The organism is Levilactobacillus lindianensis (assembly GCF_003946095.1).
GTDB lineage: Bacteria > Bacillota > Bacilli > Lactobacillales > Lactobacillaceae > Levilactobacillus > Levilactobacillus lindianensis.
The window spans coordinates 40,361-59,446 of the sequence record NZ_RHOD01000014.1 but is presented as its reverse complement, the minus strand read 5'-3'; the positions used below and the strand labels follow the sequence as shown (position 1 = coordinate 59,446).

General features: G+C 50.7%; 11 protein-coding genes. 3 read left to right on the top strand and 8 right to left on the bottom strand.

The genetic code is table 11. The features are described 5' to 3' along the window. Positions 1-3: 3 nt before the first annotated feature. Positions 4-3,774 (bottom strand): helicase-exonuclease AddAB subunit AddA, encoded by a 3,771-nt coding sequence (gene addA / locus EKM70_RS07120; RefSeq protein WP_125546532.1) that lies wholly within the window; start codon positions 3,772-3,774, stop codon positions 4-6. Beyond that, entirely contained in the window at positions 3,767-7,375 is a 3,609-nt protein-coding gene (locus EKM70_RS07115) for a PD-(D/E)XK nuclease family protein (protein ID WP_125546530.1), read from the bottom strand. The genes addA and EKM70_RS07115 overlap by 8 nt, the downstream gene beginning before the upstream one ends. A 189-nt stretch (positions 7,376-7,564) precedes the next feature. On the opposite strand from EKM70_RS07115, the gene EKM70_RS07110 reads away from it, so the two are divergent. Further along, the gene (locus EKM70_RS07110) at positions 7,565-8,707 is read left to right on the top strand and encodes an ArgE/DapE family deacylase (protein WP_125546528.1); all 1,143 of its coding nucleotides are present in this window, start codon (positions 7,565-7,567) and stop codon (positions 8,705-8,707) included. A gap of 72 nt (positions 8,708-8,779) precedes the next feature. On the opposite strand, the gene EKM70_RS07105 is transcribed toward EKM70_RS07110, so the two are convergent. From EKM70_RS07105 to EKM70_RS07095, 3 genes are all read right to left on the bottom strand, one after another. Next, positions 8,780-9,793 carry a polysaccharide deacetylase family protein gene (locus EKM70_RS07105; protein WP_225416398.1) on the bottom strand — a complete coding sequence of 338 codons (1,014 nt, stop codon included), beginning with the start codon at positions 9,791-9,793 and terminating at the stop codon, positions 8,780-8,782. Positions 9,794-9,914: 121 nt separating this feature from the next. Next, positions 9,915-10,292: a hypothetical protein gene (locus EKM70_RS07100; RefSeq protein WP_225416397.1), complete on the bottom strand. Its 378-nt coding sequence runs from the start codon at positions 10,290-10,292 to the stop codon at positions 9,915-9,917. A gap of 76 nt (positions 10,293-10,368) precedes the next feature. Next, entirely contained in the window at positions 10,369-10,971 is a 603-nt protein-coding gene (locus EKM70_RS07095; protein ID WP_125546522.1) for an NAD(P)H-binding protein, read from the bottom strand. 320 nt (positions 10,972-11,291) lie between these two features. On the opposite strand from EKM70_RS07095, the gene EKM70_RS07090 reads away from it, so the two are divergent. Beyond that, positions 11,292-12,602: an NCS2 family permease gene (locus EKM70_RS07090; protein ID WP_125546520.1), complete on the top strand. Its 1,311-nt coding sequence runs from the start codon at positions 11,292-11,294 to the stop codon at positions 12,600-12,602. 119 nt (positions 12,603-12,721) lie between these two features. On the opposite strand, the gene EKM70_RS07085 is transcribed toward EKM70_RS07090, so the two are convergent. Both EKM70_RS07085 and cls read right to left on the bottom strand, forming a co-directional pair. Further along, positions 12,722-15,811, bottom strand: a complete 3,090-nt coding sequence (locus tag EKM70_RS07085; RefSeq protein WP_125546518.1) for a YfhO family protein — start codon at positions 15,809-15,811, stop codon at positions 12,722-12,724. A 374-nt stretch (positions 15,812-16,185) separates the two neighbouring features. Continuing rightward, the gene (gene cls, locus EKM70_RS07080; RefSeq protein WP_125546516.1) at positions 16,186-17,643 is read right to left on the bottom strand and encodes a cardiolipin synthase; all 1,458 of its coding nucleotides are present in this window, start codon (positions 17,641-17,643) and stop codon (positions 16,186-16,188) included. Positions 17,644-17,762: 119 nt separating this feature from the next. Between cls and EKM70_RS11385 the strand changes: the two genes are divergently transcribed. Next, positions 17,763-17,915: a hypothetical protein gene (locus tag EKM70_RS11385; protein ID WP_164506349.1), complete on the top strand. Its 153-nt coding sequence runs from the start codon at positions 17,763-17,765 to the stop codon at positions 17,913-17,915. A gap of 109 nt (positions 17,916-18,024) precedes the next feature. Here EKM70_RS11385 and EKM70_RS07075 read toward each other — a convergent pair whose 3' ends face one another. Continuing rightward, complete coding sequence (locus tag EKM70_RS07075) at positions 18,025-18,861, bottom strand: DNA/RNA non-specific endonuclease (protein ID WP_125546514.1); 837 nt, start codon at positions 18,859-18,861, stop codon at positions 18,025-18,027. Positions 18,862-19,086 lie beyond the last annotated feature (225 nt).

The window sequence follows — 19,086 nt, the reverse complement described above, 5'->3', positions numbered from 1 at the left end:
TTATTAGCCTTGAATTTCTTTTTCCGGTACCGCAACTAGGGTTCCTGTGTCCAAGAGATACAGGTACTGTGCGGTCACAGGTTTGCCCGTCATTTGGTGCAATGCCGTGGCATAAAGATTAACTTGGCCACCATACCGCTCCACTAATTTAGCCGTACTCCGGTCGACTGCCCGTGGATTAACGTGGTCTGTCTTGTAATCAAAGATTGTGAGACCTTCATCCGTTTCCAAATAACCATCCACGATCCCGTGAATGAGGACCTGTGAGTTGGTCTCCCGGAAATCCTGGAATAGGCTCTTGGCTGGAATCAAGAGTGAGAACGGAACCTCTCGATGCAATTGATCGGGATGCGCCAAGACGGCCTGACCCACCGACGTCTCAAAGAATCCTAGGACGCGGTCGGCCTCAATTTTTTCCGCCACTTCGGGCGTCAGGATCTTCGTCGTTACCAGCCGATCAATCACTGTTTGAACGGTCGCTACTGTTGGCGTGCTCGTTACTGGTAGTTGTTGTAGAACTAGGTGAGTTGCCGTCCCGATCTCAGTCGGTAACGGTGCCCGCACCGTTTGCAGAAAATCTGGGCGATCAAAGTCATGACTGACGAACCGCCGGCCGTGGCCGGTAGGTTCGCCCGGCTGATACTCCCCAATCGACGCATTGTCGGGGTCTTCAAAGAGCCGTTTAGCTTCCGAGACGGACTGGTAAGCCGTGGTCAGCGTAGCCGCTTGATGTGGGTATTTGAAATCCATGACACCCCGAATGGCCGTCTGTTCCAAGGGAGTCCCAGCCTGCGCATCTGCCTTGGCCTGGGTTTCTTCCAACCAATCTGCGGCTTCTTCACCAACCGCTGTCACCGGTCCAAGGTCTTGGGCTGTCGCAAAACTAACCTGGAAGTTGGTTTGATCATCAACCAATTTCGGGCTAGTGGCTTCGCCATCGCGCCAGTCGGAATTAAACCGTGGTGCTCTGACCAGACACATCCCCACCCAATCCAGGTAATTTGCCAGGGTATGCTTTTCTCGCAAAGTAGCATTAAGCACCAAGTCCGGACTCTGATAGTCCTGGCGCCAAGCTTGCAGGGCTTCATCCTTGTTCTTATGAGATCCAACCAGATAAACGCGCGATTCAGCTCTAGTTAAGGCCACGTAGAGTTTCCGCATTTCTTCCGCGAGACTGGCCCGAGAAATTGCTTGGGCAACGACCAACTTCTGGAGGCTGGCCGCCCGAATTCGCGTCTTGGGATCCAAATAATCGATCCCGATTCCATTCTTACCGCTCATCACGGAGGTTCCCTGTTGGTCTTTAACGTTAAACTGGTGCGAGGCATCCATGATAAAGACCACTGGAAATTCCAGCCCCTTACTCCCATGGATCGTCATCACTGACACGGCATCTTCTGCTGTCTGAACCGGCGCACCGGCCAGATCGTCGTCACGTTCCTGGAGACGTTCCACGAACCGGACGAACTGGAAAAGTCCCTTGAAGCTACTCTGCTCATAACTCTGAGCCCGTTCGTACAACGCATGGAGATTGGCCTGCCGTTGCTTACCGGCCGGCATCCCCCCGACATAGTCTAAGAAGCCCGTGTCCTGGTAAATTCGCCAAATGAGCGTGACTAACTGGTTCTGTCGGGCGATGTCTCGGAACTTATCGAGCTGTTCTAAGAAGTGACCCACCTTCTGATAAACCCGTTGCTGCATATCGCTAGCGGGGCCACCGATAGCCATCTGTTGTTGGAAATGGCGAACCGCTTGATAGTAATCCCCGGTCCGCTGATTAATCCGCAACAACGCCAGTTCGTTTTCGTCGAGACCCACGATGGGTGACCGTAGCACAGCGGCGAGTGGAATATCTTGGTAAGGATTGTCGATTACCTGTAGGAGCGCCATCATGATCTGAATTTCAGTCGTCTTGAAGTAATTCTGCGCATCATTGACCACGACCGGAATCCCCAATCGACGGAGTTCATCCGTGATAATCAGGTTATTACTCCGAGTGGGTGTCAGTAGCGTAATGTCCCCATAGGTCATGGGCCGAATACACTTTTTATCACGATCATAGATCGGCGTTTCGTCAGCGATGAGGGCTTGGATCTTCTTCCCAGTCATCAAGACTTCTCCTTGATGTTTATCGTCCACCTGGAAGGTCTCGTCCATCGCCTCGCCATCTTGGTCGTCCGACTCAGTACCCCCGGTCAGATAAACCAATAACTCAGCGGTACTGGTGACTTCTTCCGGATAGTAGGTAGCTCCAAAGGCCAACTCAGCATCCCCGGTATAAGCCACTTCCCCCAGTTCGCGATTCATCAGTTGTTTAAAAATTAAGTTCGTAAAATTATCAACATTTGCCATCGAGCGGAAGTTCTCGGCTAGGGTAATTAATTCCCCCGCCTGCGGATCCTGACCGTAGTGGTCGGCTTTACCCATGAAGAGCGTTGGGTCGGCCTGTCGGAAGCGATAGATCGATTGCTTCACGTCCCCTACCATGAAGAGATTCCCATGAGGTGCTGGATCGGCAATCGCCGTTAAAATAGCTTCCTGTAGCCCATTAGTATCTTGGTATTCATCAACCATAATCTCGGCGTACTGCTGGCGAAGTCGCTCCGCCACCTGCTTGGACTGTTCCGTTTTGCTAGCCAAGATTTGTAAGGCAGCATGTTCGATATCCGCAAACTCTAAGACGTGCCGGCGTTCCTTTTCGACCCGGTAGGCTTCACGATACGCCCTTACGACGCGTGATAATTCCGTGATCAGTTCTCCGGAACGTTGCATGACCGCAACCAGTTGATCCTCTGGTTGGGCGAAGTACTTGTCGCAAATTTTCTTGAGTTCATCCTTAGCCGGTTCATAGTAGGCGGTCCTGAGATCGTTATAGGTTGGGTAATCCTCACTCTTTTTTGAAATGCTAGGAATCCTTCCCCAACTAAAGTCCTGGATTGCCGCCCGTAAATCATTCCAGCTCCCATGGGTCACTAATCCTTCCACTTGAGCCAACGACTTCAAGGCTTTGGACATATGATCGGCCTGTTTCTTCAACTCATGCTGTGTTGCAAATGCCTGGGCACTGGTCAAGTCCGCCTTAACTTGGTTTAATTTGCTCGTTAACAGTGGTTGAACCTGCTCTTGATAGAACGTCGTATCCGTTAACTTCGATGCGTCCAATTGATAGGCCACCGGTAGCTGCTTCAACCAAGCAACGGGATCGGGCGTGGCATTGGCGAAGGTATAGGTCCGTTGAACCAATTCGGCCAACCCATCATCGCTCCGGTCATTAGAGAAGTTTTCAGTTAACCGGGCAAATCGACCCGACTCGTCATCGGCATAAAGTTCTTCTCGCAAGTCGGCCCAAACGTCATCTCGAAGTAAACCGACTTCCGTCTTATCCGTAAGTTGGCGAAAGACGGGGTCCATATCAATAACGTAATAGTAGTGTTGCAAAAGGTGTAAACAAAAGGCATCTAGCGTGGTGATATCAGCCACTGGCAGTTGATTTAACTGGCGTAAATAGAACTGTTGTTGCTGTTCGTCCTTCGCTTCTGTCAATTCCTTACGCAACGCCTTTTGAATTCGATCCCGCATCTCGGCTGCTGCGGCATTGGTAAAGGTCACGATGAGGAACTCATCAATTCCAGTACCTTCTTTCAGTCGTTCGATCACGCGTTCTACTAGAACACGGGTCTTCCCGGAACCGGCCGAAGCCGATACTAAAAGGTTATTCCCATGTTGATGAATCGCCTGATCTTGACTCGGGGTAAATGAAAAGCCATTACTCATGATGGTCCTCCTTTCTAGTTGCCGCTGCCTGCTCGTCTTGAATCAATTTAAAGACCTCATCACGTTTGAGTGATGCCAAATCATGATAGTTATTCATGGGGAGCAAGGGGTCAAACTGCATAATAGCCTTGTACGGCGTGTACTGCATAGCCGTTTTATTCTGGCTCTTTTCTCTGACCGGAGCCAGATCCGTTTTCCCGGATAGGATCCCATTGGCCGCGCGCTTAATTAGCGTTTCCGTATGAGCTAATAGTAAATCCAATTCAGCCTGAGTGACTAACACGCCACTCCTCGAATAAAAGCCCCCAGCCTTTTTCTGGGCAATACTCTTAAAGAGTTGTGAGCTAACGCTGTAACCTTCCTGACTAAATAACACATCAATGTTCTTCAGCAGATCGGGATCGTTTAACAGCAAGCCTTGATATCTCTCGGCTTTCAACAAGGCCCCCATTGGATCAGTTGATTTTAAATCAGCCGGCTTCAAGATTGGATTTTGCAGGTGAAGATAGACAGCCCCCGCCAATTCGGCGACCTGAGCATCCTCATCCTCTAGATATTCCGATAAGTTTTGCTGAACGGCATCCAGATACGTCAGCATTTGCATAGATTGGCCGTAAAAGGCCTCCTGGAAGCTAAATTCATGGTCCGAACTCTTGTAGTCCACGATACCCAGGTAAGTCTTTCCCGCCGCTTGGAGGCCATCCAACCGGTCAATTCGCCCACGAACAGTCACCTGGCGTCCATTGTCCAGATCAAAGGACAACCCCGTCCGTTCATTCTTGGTTCCAAATTGAACCTCCGTCTTCCAGGGCCGTAACTGAGTTCGCTTACTCTGTTCCCAGAGCGTCTCGGCCATCTTCTGCATGGTCTTCTCAAGCTGTTGTTGGATGTACGTCATTCGATGAGAGCTCTGCAGAATGGCAAACTGGGGGTTCACGTCGGTATCCAAGACGTTGGCCATGACTTCCGTTGCTAACTCATGGAGTTGTTGTTGATCCATCTTGGCCAGATCCAAATGCTGGTCATGAATTTTGCGAATCAACCCATCCATCGTGGCATGGAAGAACTCCCCGGTGCTAGCCGGCGACAACTCAAAGACATCCCGTTCCTGCAGCTTCAAGCCATATTTCAGGAAGTAGGCGTACGGATTGGCATAGTATTCTTCCAGCTTCGAGATCGAGGTACTGATATGAGTGCCGTAGAGGTCGGTCACAATCTCTGGTTTTAAAGCCTTCGGGACATTGCGGTAATTCAGACTGCCCAATAATTTCACGGTCAAATCGCCATACGTCGGATCGTCCTTCAACAGGCGGTAAACCGTGATCCAGGCCGGCGACAGTGGTTGTTGCCGTTCCTGACTATCATGACTTGCCTGAACTAGGTGACGGAGCGTGGTGCGCCGAGTGCCTACAAAGGACCCGATCCCCGTTTGTTCAGCCTGGGGTGCTGCGGCTGCAATAATCGGTTTCAAATTAAAATGTTGTTGAATCCGGGCCACATAAGGTGAGACCTGCAACGTGTTGTCGTCATCACTGGTAACCGGATAACTGAAGATCACCTGTTCACTAGCACTCATGAAGGCCAGATAATTTAGATAAGGTTCTCCAGCAAGCTGCGTGGCCGCATCGTCTCTGAGGTAATGGGTCTCATCCGTTGCCTGCAATTGCGTACTCAAATCTTGACGATCATTATCCGCTAACAACGTGGTTGGCACCTGATCATCTGGCATGTTATCGGCGGTCGCGCCCATCAGGAAGGTTACCTTCCGATTGTTGGCCTGAACCAGCCCACTTTCGGAAATGGACACCTGATCCAAGGTCGACGGAATCTGGCTGTACTTGGCCCCGGCAAAACCGGACTGTAAGATCGCCTGGAAAGTTGTCTGGTTAAACGACATACTTCCTAAGATATCGTGGCATTCGTCCAGCATCTGACAGAAGGTTGACCAGGTCTGCTCGGGTTGCCCCGCACGCATCAGATCACCCTCATCGATCGCCTGATCACGCCACGTCATTAAGCGATCTGCCACGCCCGCATGATCCAAAAATTGGTAGAGAATCGCGGCGGCATCCGTATAGGTCTCGGCCTTTTTAAGCCGCTGAAAGAGCGGTGGCAAGGTGTTGCTGACAAAATGGCGAATTAAGTTAATCTGGCGAGTAATGCGTTCATCTTGTGTTGTCTGGACCTGGTCAGCGACAGAAGCGAACCGGGTATAAACCCAATCCTTCTTCTGCGTCCAGCGATGCTGACCCTCATAGCCATTTTTCAAAACCAGATTCTCCGTTAGGGCCAACGCCTGTCGATAGGTCTGTAGATCAATTGGCTGGCCTTCTGAATTTTTAGGTAAGAGGAGCTCCGATTTCAGGACCCGAAAGACATCGGCATACCGATAATTACGGCGATCGACATCAAAGAGCGCATTGATTAACTCCACAAAGGGATGATCGGCCATTTGAACATCGGCATCATCAAAGTAGGGAATCTCTTGGGACTTGAAAATGGGATCGATCACCGTTTGGTAGGCCTCGAGGTGCCGCGCCACAACCAAGAAATCCTGGTAACGATAGTCCCCAGTTGCCACCATTTGACGAATCTTAATGGCAACCTGAGCTACCTCCACGTAACGATTGGCCGCTTGTACAATTTGAATATTCGCCGGTGTTTTAACGGGTTTCGTCGGGGTAGTCATGAGTGAATTGGAGGCCTGCCAGTAAGCATCCAGCGCCTGTAGGTCGGCTGAGACTCGGGGCTGTTGCGTGAATTGGTCGGGTTCCAACCGCACCTGAGCGGCCGCGGCCACTTGGGCCAATTGAAAGTATAGCCGCCCTGATTGATAGAACAGGTTGGTGGCGTCTGGCTTCTGATTGCGGTAAGGCCGATCGAGATTTAAGGCCACGGTTACACTAGCGGCGTGTTCAATTAAAACTGCCACCAATCGGCGTTCCTGAGCACTCAACTGGGAGAAACCTTCCAGGTAGAAATGGGCCTGGCTGAGGTCGACCTTATTGGCAAGAAAGTCCGCCAACTGATTAAGCAGATCGGTATTTTCGACATACTTCCCCAGCATCTGTTGTTCAAAGGCCTCATAAATAATCATAAGGTCGTGAAGTTTGGCCTGGAGATCGGCATTAACCGTATCCATCTGTTCCACGGCCGTCATCAGATCAACTGCGGTTACCTGTCCCACCTTGAGTTCGGCCAGCTGAGCCGTCAGTTGGCTGACAAAGCCCGGACGATCAACCTCCCCACGAAAGATGGTCAACTCATCCGCATGACTTTGAATAATTTGATAGATCAGCATATTGAGTCCCGCTTTGGAGATCCGCGGTAATTGATAGACCGGTTCATTCTTCATAAAGAACCAAGCCAACCGGGTAAACGAAAAGACCTGGACCTGAGACTGGGCGAACAGTCCCTGATCCGGTGCCAAACGAGCCTTTAGAGCCGATAAAACATCGACTTCCGTTTCAAATTTAATATGGTTGGGAACCAAATAATAGTCCCGATCTTGGGGATGATCCGTCACCTGCTGAGCTAAAGCACTCACCATGGGCGTTCGGTGATCCTGCCCCGCGCTTCCCAAGACGAATTGTAAACTCATATGCCAACCTCCTATGTGATTTTTACTTGATTATAGTCTAGCACACCTTACACCAAAAGCGAACAGACGTTTGGTTAAAGTGCCAGCTAATGCCGATCTTTTTTGCTTGATCCGTCTCCATTTCGCCAAAACCGTGCTACACTAGGACTTAAATATTAAAAAATGGTGAGAAAGCGAGTTGAGTCTTCTATGCAAAAAAGCGAACAAGTTGAAATCCTACAGCATTTAATTCAAATTAACTCCGTCAATGGGAATGAGGCGGCCGTGGCCGACTATATCCAAAAACTCTTCACCACCCATGGCATTCAATCCCATCAGGTCCCTTACGCTGAGGGTCGTCACAACCTCGTTGCCGAAATCGGCAATACCGACAGCGATCGCGTTCTGGTCCTATCCGGTCACCTCGATACGGTCGCCACGGGTGACCTGAGTGACTGGAAATTCGATCCTTTCGCTGCCCACATCGAGAATAACCGCCTCTACGGCCGGGGGAGTGCCGACATGAAGAGTGGCCTCGCTGCGATGGTCATCACCTTCCTAACCCTGGCGGATGCCCAGACACCCCTCAACGGTCGCCTACGTTTCATTGGCACTGTGGGTGAAGAAAATGGCGCCATGGGATCACGGATGCTGACCGAACAAGGCTTGGCGGATGATATCAGTGCCATGGTTATTGGTGAACCGACCGGCGGCAATATTGTCTATGCGCACAACGGCTCACTCAACTACCATGTTTACTCAAAGGGGGTGGGGGCTCACAGCTCCATGCCAGAAAAAGGAGTGAATGCCGTCACCAACTTGGCAAAGTTCATTACCGCCGAGGCGACCGCCTTCGACGACGCCCCAGTCAGCCCCGAACTGGGGCCGCTGGTCCACAGTGTCACCGTCTTCAACGGTGGCGATCAGGTGAATAGCATTCCTTCTAAGGCCGAACTTCAAGGGAACATCCGACCAATTCCCGAATTTAATAATGCGGCTGTGATCGCCCGGTTGAATGCCGTCGTTGATCAATTAAACCAGGAGCCACAGGAGCAGTTGACCCTCCACGTGGATTACAGTTTCAAACCAATCATCTCCGAACAAACGTCACCCTTGGTCCAACTAACTAAGAAAATTGCGGATGTTGAATTCGGTCATCCGATCAACCTGCAGGTCATCCACGGCGCCACGGATGCCTCTGAATTCACGAAATCTAGCAATGAATTCCCCGTCATCGTTTACGGGGCTGGCGACTGGCGTGATGCTCACGCCTTGAATGAATCCGTCGATCTGGACCAATTCGTTCACGTACAACACGTTTACCAACAACTGGCAGAACAATTTCTCGCATAACAGGCCTGTCCATTAAAAATATAGCTAGCTAAAGGGGTCGAGACAATGTCTCGACCCCTTTTCACGTCCCAATTATTTGCCGGCCGTCCGATAGTCATGCGCCCCGAAATACTGTAGCCCGGGTAACGCTTGATAATTCAACAACTGACTCACTGTCACCAGCTTATATCCCTTGGCTTTAAGCCGCCTGATAATCGTTGGGACCGCCGCCACCGATTGTGAGTGAATATCATGCATCAGCACGATAGACCCACCCCTAGTGGCCTTCATTACAGAGTTAATATCCTTTTGCTTGTTCAGATAAGCCCAATCACGTGAATCAACCGACCAGCGGACGATCGGCTGTTCGATAGCGCGACCCTCAGCAGCCGTGATGTTCCCATAGGGTGGCCGAACGTACTGTGGCAGCGTCCCCGTAGCCTTGTAAATCGCCTGGTTAGTCCGCATAATCTGACTCTTAGTCTTAGCTGTTCCAATCGCATTGAAATCGGGATGATTCCAGGAATGGTTACCCAATTCATTCCCCCCGGCCAGCACTGCTCGTGAAATCTTGGGGTAGCGACTGACACTCTGACCAACCTCAAAGAAGGTCGCATGGGCCTTGTACTTCTTCAGCGTTTTTAAGAGACGTGGCGTGAGCGTCTTATCAGGCCCATCATCGAAGGTCAAGGCGACCAACTTAGAGGTTTTAACCGTCTTCGTCCGTTGGGCCTTTGGCAGGTAACGATTACGAATCTTACCCTTCAACTCTTTGTAAGGTACCGTCACTGTCTTCAACTTAAACGAGTTCTTCCGTAAACTAACCCGCAACCCCTTAGTGGTTAGTTTGCCCTTCTTATTCATATGGTAGGGTAGGCCAACCTTGTAGACGGCCTTAACGCGACTACTCTTGGCCTTCGTCTGCTTAAGAATCTGTTGCCGCGTCGCCTGCCGAATAGCTGCAAGCCGATGGGCCTTGTTATTAGTGAGCTTACCGTAAGAGACGGATTTGGTGGTCGCCGCTTGACCAGCAACCGGTACCCCGACCAACCCAAAGGTTAATAAGGTTACCAATACCCCACTCATCATCAACTTTCCTTGTTTCATCATAACCCCTCCTCAAGGGTAATCCCCTAAACTTACCTCCATTTTACCAGCCTTGGCTGTCGATCAGGACCCACACGTCTTACAAAATTGGCAATAAAAAAGTAGACTAACCGAAGTTAACCTACTTGCTCGCAGCATCCTCTGGTGGATTGACCGCTTGATGATTCTCTTTTAACACTTCGTTGGTATAGTACTCCAAATCGGCGAGAACCGTTTCGCCGTTCGTCTGCTGGGCCGCCATATTTTCGGCAACTGCCCAGCGAGCTAAAGCATCCGTAATCGGCACAATGTCCTGAATAACCGTCATTTCGGAATCAGCCGCATGCTGCTCTTGAATGGTGCGAAAACTTTCGATATCCGTAATCAGTCGCAGGACCTTTCCTGTTTCCTTTTCAACCGATTGAAAGATCACAAAGTGGGCCTGTTGGTTCGCTTCGTCCATCCGTTCACGAATTGCTTGAAGTTGTTGATCGTCTATTTTAATTGCCAATGCCTTCACCCCACTGCCCTTATTCTAACAAACTATGCGCGTGAGCAAACCCTTTTCCCTGAAAAAAACTAACTTTGTGTCGTATTTAGCAAATTGCAATCGACTGATAATCATACCCGCCGTTGATCAGGATATCTGTTGCCACGGCCGCGACGCTTTCTCTGGCAACCTGACCCACGGGAACCGGATGGCCCTCCGGAATAATCTGAGCATCCTCTTCGGGCCGATCAACCATGACTACCGGCCGCAAGATCGTATAAGGAAACTCTGCCTCATCCACCAACTTGGCTGCATAACGCTGTTGGTTCAGATACTCATCTGTCGCCGAAATCCCGGGGTAAGTCAGCTCATCTTGAACCTCGTGATCCACGCCAGCGGTGCTCAACATGACGAAACGCGGATAGGTTAGCCGTTGATGATACTGAGCATCGAATAACGCTTCAAATGCCAGATCAACGTCCATCCCCGTTAATGCCGAGAAGACAACTGGTTGACCCTGCAACGGCGCTTGGTAAGTGGCCTCTTTTCGCAGATCTCCCGTGTACTCCGTCACTCGGTTTGCCACACTGGCCACTAAATGTTCCTGTGGTGTGTGCAGGAGACGAACCGCACCCGCATTGGCAGCCAATAGCCGCTCAGCCACGCTTTGGCCCACGGCCGTCGCCCCAACAATTAAGAAAGTTGTCATCAATTCTCGCTCCTTTTTACTTGCCTCCCAGTGTACCAGAAAGCTTCACTAAGAGATAACGACCTTACCGATTTTTCATAAATTTTCAAGATTTACTGGCGCTAAGGACCGGTTATTTTCCTTACAGAACGCCATTTCTGTTTATCCAAAAGGCATTCACCATTAATCCGAACATTATTTTTATAAAATAATTGTTAATTCGTGATTGCTTCCAAAAGTGAAAAATGTTAAGCTCTTTAAGGAGTGTTTACCGATAAATACACGAACGTTCGTTGCTAATGTTCGTCTTTTAACCAAAAACTGCTAAGGAGTGCTGATTCATGCAAAAGATTGCCAACTATTTTCACTTTGATGACTTAAACACCAACTTTAGAACTGAAATTCTAGCCGGACTCACCACTTTCGTTTCAATGGCCTACATTCTTTTCGTTAATCCCCAAGTTCTTGGGGCCTCCGGCATTAGCCAAGGTGCCGTATTCACGGCGACTGCCTTTGCTTCCGCCTTCGGGTGTTTCGTCATGGGAATCATGGCCAACTACCCCATCGCCATTTCAGCCAGCCTAGGGATCAACGCCTTCTTCGCCTATTCCGTCGTTATTGGGATGAAGGTGCCCTGGGAAACGGCATTGGCTGGGGTCTTCGTGGCCTCACTACTCTTCATGGTTTTGACCGCATTCAAACTCCGTGAAATGGTGGTTGACGCCATTCCTCGAGACCTTAAGATGGCCATCAGTGCCGGAATTGGCCTATTTATTGCCTTCATCGGGCTGAGTCAAGGTGGCCTCGTTGCCCCCGACAAGTCTACTGTTGTGGCTCTCGGTTCCTTACAAGTCGGTAGCACTTGGCTAACCATCTTTGGCCTTTTAATTACCTTAATTTTAATGAGTGCCAAGGTTCCCGGGGCCATCTTCATCGGGATGGTAGCCAACTCTATTCTGGGTCTGCTCACCGGCCTGATTCCATTACCCAGCCACCTGATTGCGCCAATTCCAAGCATCCACTCCACCTTTTTAGTGGGTTTAACTCATATTGGAAGCATCAACTCGCTCCAACTCGTCGTGGTTGTCTTGACCTTCTTGTTGGTAACGTTCTTTGATACCACCGGAACCTTAGTCGGCTTGGCCGAACAAGCCGGTTTAGTTAAGGATAACAAGTTACCGCGGATTGGTAAGGCCTTGATGGCCGACTCCAGCACGATGGTCGTGGGTTCCTTACTGGGAACCTCTCCCATGGGGGCCTTCGTTGAATCATCCGCCGGAATTGCCGTGGGTGGTCGAACCGGTTTTACAGCGATCGTCACCGGAATTCTCTTCATCTTCGGGGCCTTCTTCTCCCCATTACTGGCCGTGGTGACTAACCAAGTCACAGCACCAGCCTTGATCATCGTCGGCGTTCTCATGGCCCAATCCTTAAAGGGCATTCACTGGGAAAAGTTTGAAGTCGCCGCACCAGCCTTTCTGATTGTCTTGGGAATGCCCCTGACTTACAGTATCTCCGATGGGATTGCCTTGGGCTTCATCACTTACCCACTGACCATGATCGCCGCTAAGCGTGGCAAGGAAGTGGGTCCCATGATGTACGGACTTGCCGTGGTCTTCGTCGCCTTCCTCTGGATTTTAAATGCCGCTTAACTCGTACTTAAAAAGGGAGAGTGAACAGTCGTTGAAGACTGCTCACCCTCCCTTTTTCTATGGCTAATCCCCTTAAAATAAGCGGATCGTCACTTAATTTCCTGGGTTATAGTTGAATGCTATTCCCGCCGATAACGCCGCCAGCCCTGGATTACCAGCCCGCTAGCCAAACTCAAGCCACCAATTATGGTCAAAATCCAGCCGACTGCAAGTCCCGGTGTCTGGTAGGTCAGTTCGATATGGTGTTCACCAGCCTTTAGGGGGGCACCGACGAAGCCATCGTTAATAACCTCCGTCTTGACTGTCTTCCCATCGACTCGTAGCCGCCACCCGGTCGAGTAAGGAATCGAGGTGGTCAGCCAGCTTGCCTGCGTGTTCTCAACCGTCCCGGTAACGCGGTTATCTCGCACCGTTGCGGCCCGCATCCCATGATATTGCACCGCATGAATCTGACGATCATAGGCTTTTCCATAAGGCATAGCGATCAATTTAACTTTTTTAAAATCGATCTGCCGGGTCGCACTGAACGTGACATCAATGGTCTCCCGCCGTTGCTTTGAATAACCGAGATTCAAGAGAACATTGTGCTTAGGCTCATAATCCGACAGGTTGTCAATGCCAAATTGAGAGAAGCTGTTGCGGCCATTCCGCGTCTTGGCTGTGACCCAATAATCCCCCAGGTCGGGGGTTCGAACGGTCTCCCGCCACGAATCCAGCTTCGTTAAGGCGGAAAGGGGGGTATTCCCCAAGATGCTGGAATTTTCTTGTTGTTTCAGTTGTTGGCGCGTCGACTGGCGCGTGGCACTGATGCCATCAAAGGCCAGATACAGTTCCGTTCCCTGCGCCTTCTTTGGCCGCTGGATCGTCAATGTATACTGAATCGGCTGCCCCTGAACGTCACTCGTCACCTGATGCAGTCCCGTCGCGTTCGCCTGAGCATTCCGCAAGACAATCCGCTGGTTGGCCTTGAGTACCCGCGCAAGTGCCGCCTGATTCTGTTTAATCTGAACGATCGGTCCATAGGTTTGCTCGTCACGCTGGCTCATGAGACCGTTCTGGTCCAGCGTCAATTTCGGAGACTTTAACGTTTGACCAAAGGTGGCAAGTTGTTTGTCGTTGAGGGCCTTCTTCTGCCCCACCTCGGCCTGTTTCAACCGATATTGAATGACCTTGTTGGGACTGTCTAGCACGGGAATCGTGTTAGCCGTCACCGTGTAAGCCAAGTTACGAGCCGGCGACTGATAGGTGGCCTTGGCCGTCTTGGCAGACGTATCCGGCACCACCGCGGCCTGCGTTAGACTGCGCTCCCGATCAACGGCAGACAAGTACCGCCATTGGCGTTGTGACAGAACATGTGACTGCGTATAGACTAATGGAAAATTCAACGTGGTTGTTAGACGCCGCGTCCCCGTACCATTTGAGAGTCCATAAACTGATTCTTCTGGATAGATCCGTTTCTCGGCATGATAACCATAAGGTAAGGCTGCCCCATTTTGAATCTGATCATCTCTAGCGAAAAGGGTTTTCACCCCCAGTATCTGATTCAATGTCGTCCGCCCGTCTAATTGTCCCAGGGGCGAATTCATTGCATACTCAGCATTCTTGACGTCTTGACTAAACTGACCAAGGTGCCCATTTTGGACGGAGAAGTAGGACATCACGCCATTTAAATTGTGCGCCATGGTCATGTTGTTTCCCACTGTCCGTTGTAAGTTAAAGTTAGGTGCCGTGTTCACCCGACTAAATGGCGTTTGACTGAGCCCCTCTTGGGCCCCATCAAAGTACGCCGTGATATAGCGCGTGGCATCCTGATTTCGTAGCTGTTGCGTGGCCTGTACCCCCGCATCTGGATCATAGTATCCCCAGGCATTACTGATCAGATTCAACCCAACCAACGTCCCAATTAGACCCACGACCCAACGACGCGACCATTGACGGCCCCCCACAACTACCACGACCAGGGCCAAGAACAGCCCATAGGTAATCAGGTTTCGCCGAGGATTACTGAAGATAAAACCATTACTAGCGTAGACCACCAGAATCAGCCCCGCAGCCAAGCCCGCCAGAAAACGCCGATCACCCTTGGTCAGGCTAAACAAGTGATCACCCAGAACCATCGTCGCTAAGTTAATGGGAACCGCCGCTAGAAGGAGCCAACGATTCGACGGGGTCGACAAGACGTTAAAGAAGGCCGCCACTGCTGGAATCGCCAAACCAATCACAATGAGTCCCAGAGTTAATGCCAGATAACGGTACTGACGCCAGTGACGCAACGTGTACCCACACCCTAGAAAGGTCAGCCCACTCATCCCTAGAATTGCCCAGTAATTGAGGACGTTCCCGGTAGTCAAGACAGCATTTCCCAGCGTCAGGTAATAGCTCGCTGGATAGACCAGCAGGCCGTTAGCAAAGGTCGATAGTGTTCGCGTTGACTGAAGCATCATGACACCAGCCGGTACTAACAGCACCCCCGCCAATAGGAGGCCCGTGACCGCGGCAACGACCAATTGCCAGCACAACGTGCGAAATTTAACGGCTAAGCGTCCCTGAGCGCGTAAGCTAAAGTACCGGATGACGGCATAGCAGAGACTACCCAACCCTAATATGTAAGCAAAGTAGAAGTTACTTAAAACGGCGAGTCCCGTGAAGAGGCCCAGCCACCGCCAGCCTTTGCCGGCAAAGACCCGTTCGATTCCCAGTAACAAGAGCGGGAACCAAAGCATCGGCAAAATAAAGAAGGGATGGTGTACGCCAATCATCAGCGAATACCCTGTGAAGGTATACGTCAGCGTCCCCAGCAAGCGACTGCCTGGCGTCACCGTGTAACACCGGCTAAAGGCTAGAAAGGCCAGTCCGGCGGCGTACAGACGCAGAATAACCATTAACCCGTATCCGCCCTCCATCAGATGCAGTGGGAGCAAGGCTAACACGTAGGCAAAAGGATCGCCCAAGACATAGTAAGCGAGTGTCGTTAATTTATCGGCTCCTAAGCCGAAGGTCCAGGACCACCCAGCTACCCCTCCTAACCCTTGGCGATAGAGGATCTGATGAAACGTGCGCATCAATGGATAGTGTTGATTGACGCCATCCATGTTCCAAATCAACGTCCGGTTGGCCAGCGCCAACACCCCAAAGCTCGCCGCCGCAATCACGGCAAAGGCGATTGTATACAGTAGCCATAGTGGCCAACGATGTCGCGCAATCTTCATCTTGTCTTCTCCTCCAATACTCCCGGTACCTTGCCGTTACGAACTACCGCCCGCTCCGGCGCCCCAGCTTTTAGCGGGTAGTCTAATTCATTTTAACCCACCCATTTTAAAAATTGATTTTACCAAATCCGGATTAAAATCTGCTGGGGAATAGCCAGGTTCAACTCCACAATTTTATTCTCCCAACAAATACGTCCGAGAACCCAAAGAGGCGAGGACCTGCGTCCCCGCCTCTCACACATACTACCTATTGCTGCTGTGGGTTTGCCCTGCCAACCGACCGGTTCAACCGGCCTCAATCCGGCGGCTAGACACCGCGACTTTCAGCGACCTCATCATACCACCCATCCCCCGTCAATCACTACCGAAGTGGCTTATAAGATTGGCGATAGCAAGCGAGATGCCGTTTGCTTGAATTTCAGGTAGGCCGACTGTTGGTCGAACATCTCTGGCGTAATTAACTCGCTGTGGCGGATATCCGTTTCATAGATCGCCGTCAGTTGCTGGGCAATCTGTTCATCATAAATAAAAGCATTGATCTCAAAGTTCAATTTGAAGCTCCGGTAATCCATGTTAGCGGACCCCACGGAGGAAATCTTCCCGTCAATGACCATGGTCTTGGCGTGAATGAACCCATTATGGTAGTAGTAAATCTTGACGCCGTCATCCGCCAGCTGCCGCGCGTAGTACTGCGTAGCCCGGTAAACGAAAGCATGGTCCGGCTTATCTGGAATCATAATCCGCACATCAATCCCGGCCATGGCTGCAATCCGCAGGGAGTCCAAGACACTATCATCAGGAATCAAGTACGGTGTCTGAATCCACAGACTCTTTTCTGCCGTCTGAATCAGCCGCATGTAGCCCATCTTAATCTGTTGTAAGTCGGAGTCAGGTCCACTAGACACGATCTGCAGGCTCGTGGTCCCTTTGACCTTCGTTAAAGGGAAGTAATGCGAATCAATCCGATCATCAGCGAACGGATGGTCCCGGTCGGTGGCATTCCAATCCAACATGAATCGTGCCTGAAGAGAGAACACACCGGAACCCACAATCCGCAGATGCGTATCGCGCCAGTTACCAAATTTCTTCTTGCGGCCGAGGTATTGGTCGCCGATGTTAAACCCACCGACGTAGCCCACCTTGCCATCAATCGTCACAATCTTTCGGTGATCCCGGAAATTCAGCCGGAAGTCAATCACGGCTGAACGAACGCCCAGGAAGGGTTCCACGTGTCCGCCGACCGCCATCAGAGGTTTGAAGAATCGTTTCCAAGTTCCCATGGAACCCCATGGATCATAGATCACACGAACCTCGACCCCTTCGGCAGCTTTTTTAACCAAAAGGTCCAGGATGTCATTTCCGATCTGATCGTTGTAAAAGGTGTAAAATTCGATATGAATGCTAGATTGGGCGCCTTCGATATCCTCCATCATGGTATGGAAGAGGTCGTGCCCATCGGTGAAAATGCGTACTCGATTCTTACGGGCCAAGAAGGCCTGGTCAGTCTCCATAAACATATTCACCATATTAATGACCGAATGGCTAATCTTATCGGCGGGCATGATTTCCGTCCCCAACTGATCACGTTGCTGGTCTAACCGTTCGTTTAGCTGAACGGCTACCTGCCGTTGCAATCGAAACATTCGATTCTTCGGTAGTTTCCGCCCGATGAAGGCGTAAGCGATAAACCCAACTACCGGCAGTAAAACTAACACTAACATCCAGGCCCAAGTTGCTGCGATGTCGCGTTTCTCCCGGAAGACCGTCACGAAGGCTAACGCCGTGTTTAAGATGACGATAATATCTAGGATCAGCACAAAATTCACGTTCACCAGTAACCCTCCTCGTTAAACATTTTCTTTTTTCATCATACGCCAATCCGTGTAAATGTCTTTAGTTTTCTTTAACTTTTACCGACTTACCCCGAAAAAAATTTAGGAGGTCATGCACCATGTCCAAACTCTTTACCCTACTTGGCGGTCTACACGGCACGGGAACTTTCCGCGCGATTCGCTGGATCTTCCGCGACAATCCCACGGTTGGTCTGATATTACTGGCCGGACTAGTTCTCTACCTCATTTACCGCTATATGAATCGTCGTTAACGGCGCGCGAGACAACAGCCCGCTACCCTTTGACGCACGCTTCGGCCACAGAAGTTTGGCGATACAAAGAAGAGTCTGGGATTTTCCCCAGACCCTTCTTTAATTCCGGCTAAAAAGCTGCTGCGGGATCGCCAAGTTGGCTACTCCCGTTATTATAGTTAATCTTGATGCCAGCCTGAATGTTAAAGATGTAGACATTGTAAGAGATGCCTTGATCTTCGACGGATTTGGCCTGCATGTGCACCCCACGCGCCACCAGTTCATTTCCCCGAAAGACGGGCTGCACCTGGTAACGGATATGATTACTAGGATGAGCTTTCAGGTAGCTCGCCACTGGATTCTCGTAGGCCGTCATCCCCGGATCATTCAAAGACCGGGTCCCGGTCATCAGATTCTTCAAGTTGTTATTCTGACCGGTCAGCTGATACCCAATCAAATGGCTCCGATTGTAGAGATAGCCCCGTTTACCATTAACTGTGTAGGGTTTATTTCGCCATCCAGTTGGATTGACGTACAAGGGCTCCCGCTTAGCCGTAGGCATCGTTGACTTACTTAGCATGGCATTAGCCGTCGTTACCCGGTTAGCGGTGTCTAGCGCCCCGTATTTGGCCCAGGCGCCCTGTTTGAGGGACAGATCGGCCTTCGTAAAGGTTGGTTGATTGTGGTTAACCGCCACGATCTGTGTCCCCGTATACTTCAGCTCTGCTAACTTCTTGGTCGCCACGGACTGCTTAGGCGCCTGGGTTCCCCCATTTTGACTGGACTGACTGCTCGACTCTCCCGTAATCTGAGTGACCACCTCGCTGGCGGTCTGGGTGAGCTTCTTGGCCGTTGGGTTCCCTTGTGAACTCAGACCCCCGATGGCCCCAATGATAATTAATAGGATCGCCGCCACAATTGAGGTCCGTCCTCGCCGGCGCCCCCTGTGATAATGTCGCTTGCTCATTTCTAAATCCCCTCTCTCAATGCCGTTCAAACTCTCTGTCACATTTTACCAGAAAAACATACGTTCGTCTGCTCTTTTCAGAAATAACTGTCAACCCAATTTATTCTGATTGCCCGCCGCTATTCCCATAACCTTAACGTTTTTTTAACGGCCCACAGCTCATTTTCCCGCAGCGGTCATGCTATACTATGGGTGGATAAAGCGGCGCCATTTGTACGTTACCGT

Coding starts and splice junctions, on each gene's coding strand:
- EKM70_RS11385 (WP_164506349.1), top strand. CDS start 17,763: ATGTCCAAACTCTTTACCCTACTTGGCGGTCTACACGGCACGGGAACT.
- EKM70_RS07110 (WP_125546528.1), top strand. CDS start 7,565: ATGCAAAAAAGCGAACAAGTTGAAATCCTACAGCATTTAATTCAAATT.
- EKM70_RS07115 (WP_125546530.1), bottom strand. CDS start 7,375: ATGAGTTTACAATTCGTCTTGGGAAGCGCGGGGCAGGATCACCGAACG.
- EKM70_RS07085 (WP_125546518.1), bottom strand. CDS start 15,811: ATGAAGATTGCGCGACATCGTTGGCCACTATGGCTACTGTATACAATC.
- EKM70_RS07105 (WP_225416398.1), bottom strand. CDS start 9,793: ATGAAACAAGGAAAGTTGATGATGAGTGGGGTATTGGTAACCTTATTA.
- EKM70_RS07090 (WP_125546520.1), top strand. CDS start 11,292: ATGCAAAAGATTGCCAACTATTTTCACTTTGATGACTTAAACACCAAC.
- EKM70_RS07095 (WP_125546522.1), bottom strand. CDS start 10,971: ATGACAACTTTCTTAATTGTTGGGGCGACGGCCGTGGGCCAAAGCGTG.
- addA (WP_125546532.1), bottom strand. CDS start 3,774: ATGAGTAATGGCTTTTCATTTACCCCGAGTCAAGATCAGGCGATTCAT.
- EKM70_RS07075 (WP_125546514.1), bottom strand. CDS start 18,861: ATGAGCAAGCGACATTATCACAGGGGGCGCCGGCGAGGACGGACCTCA.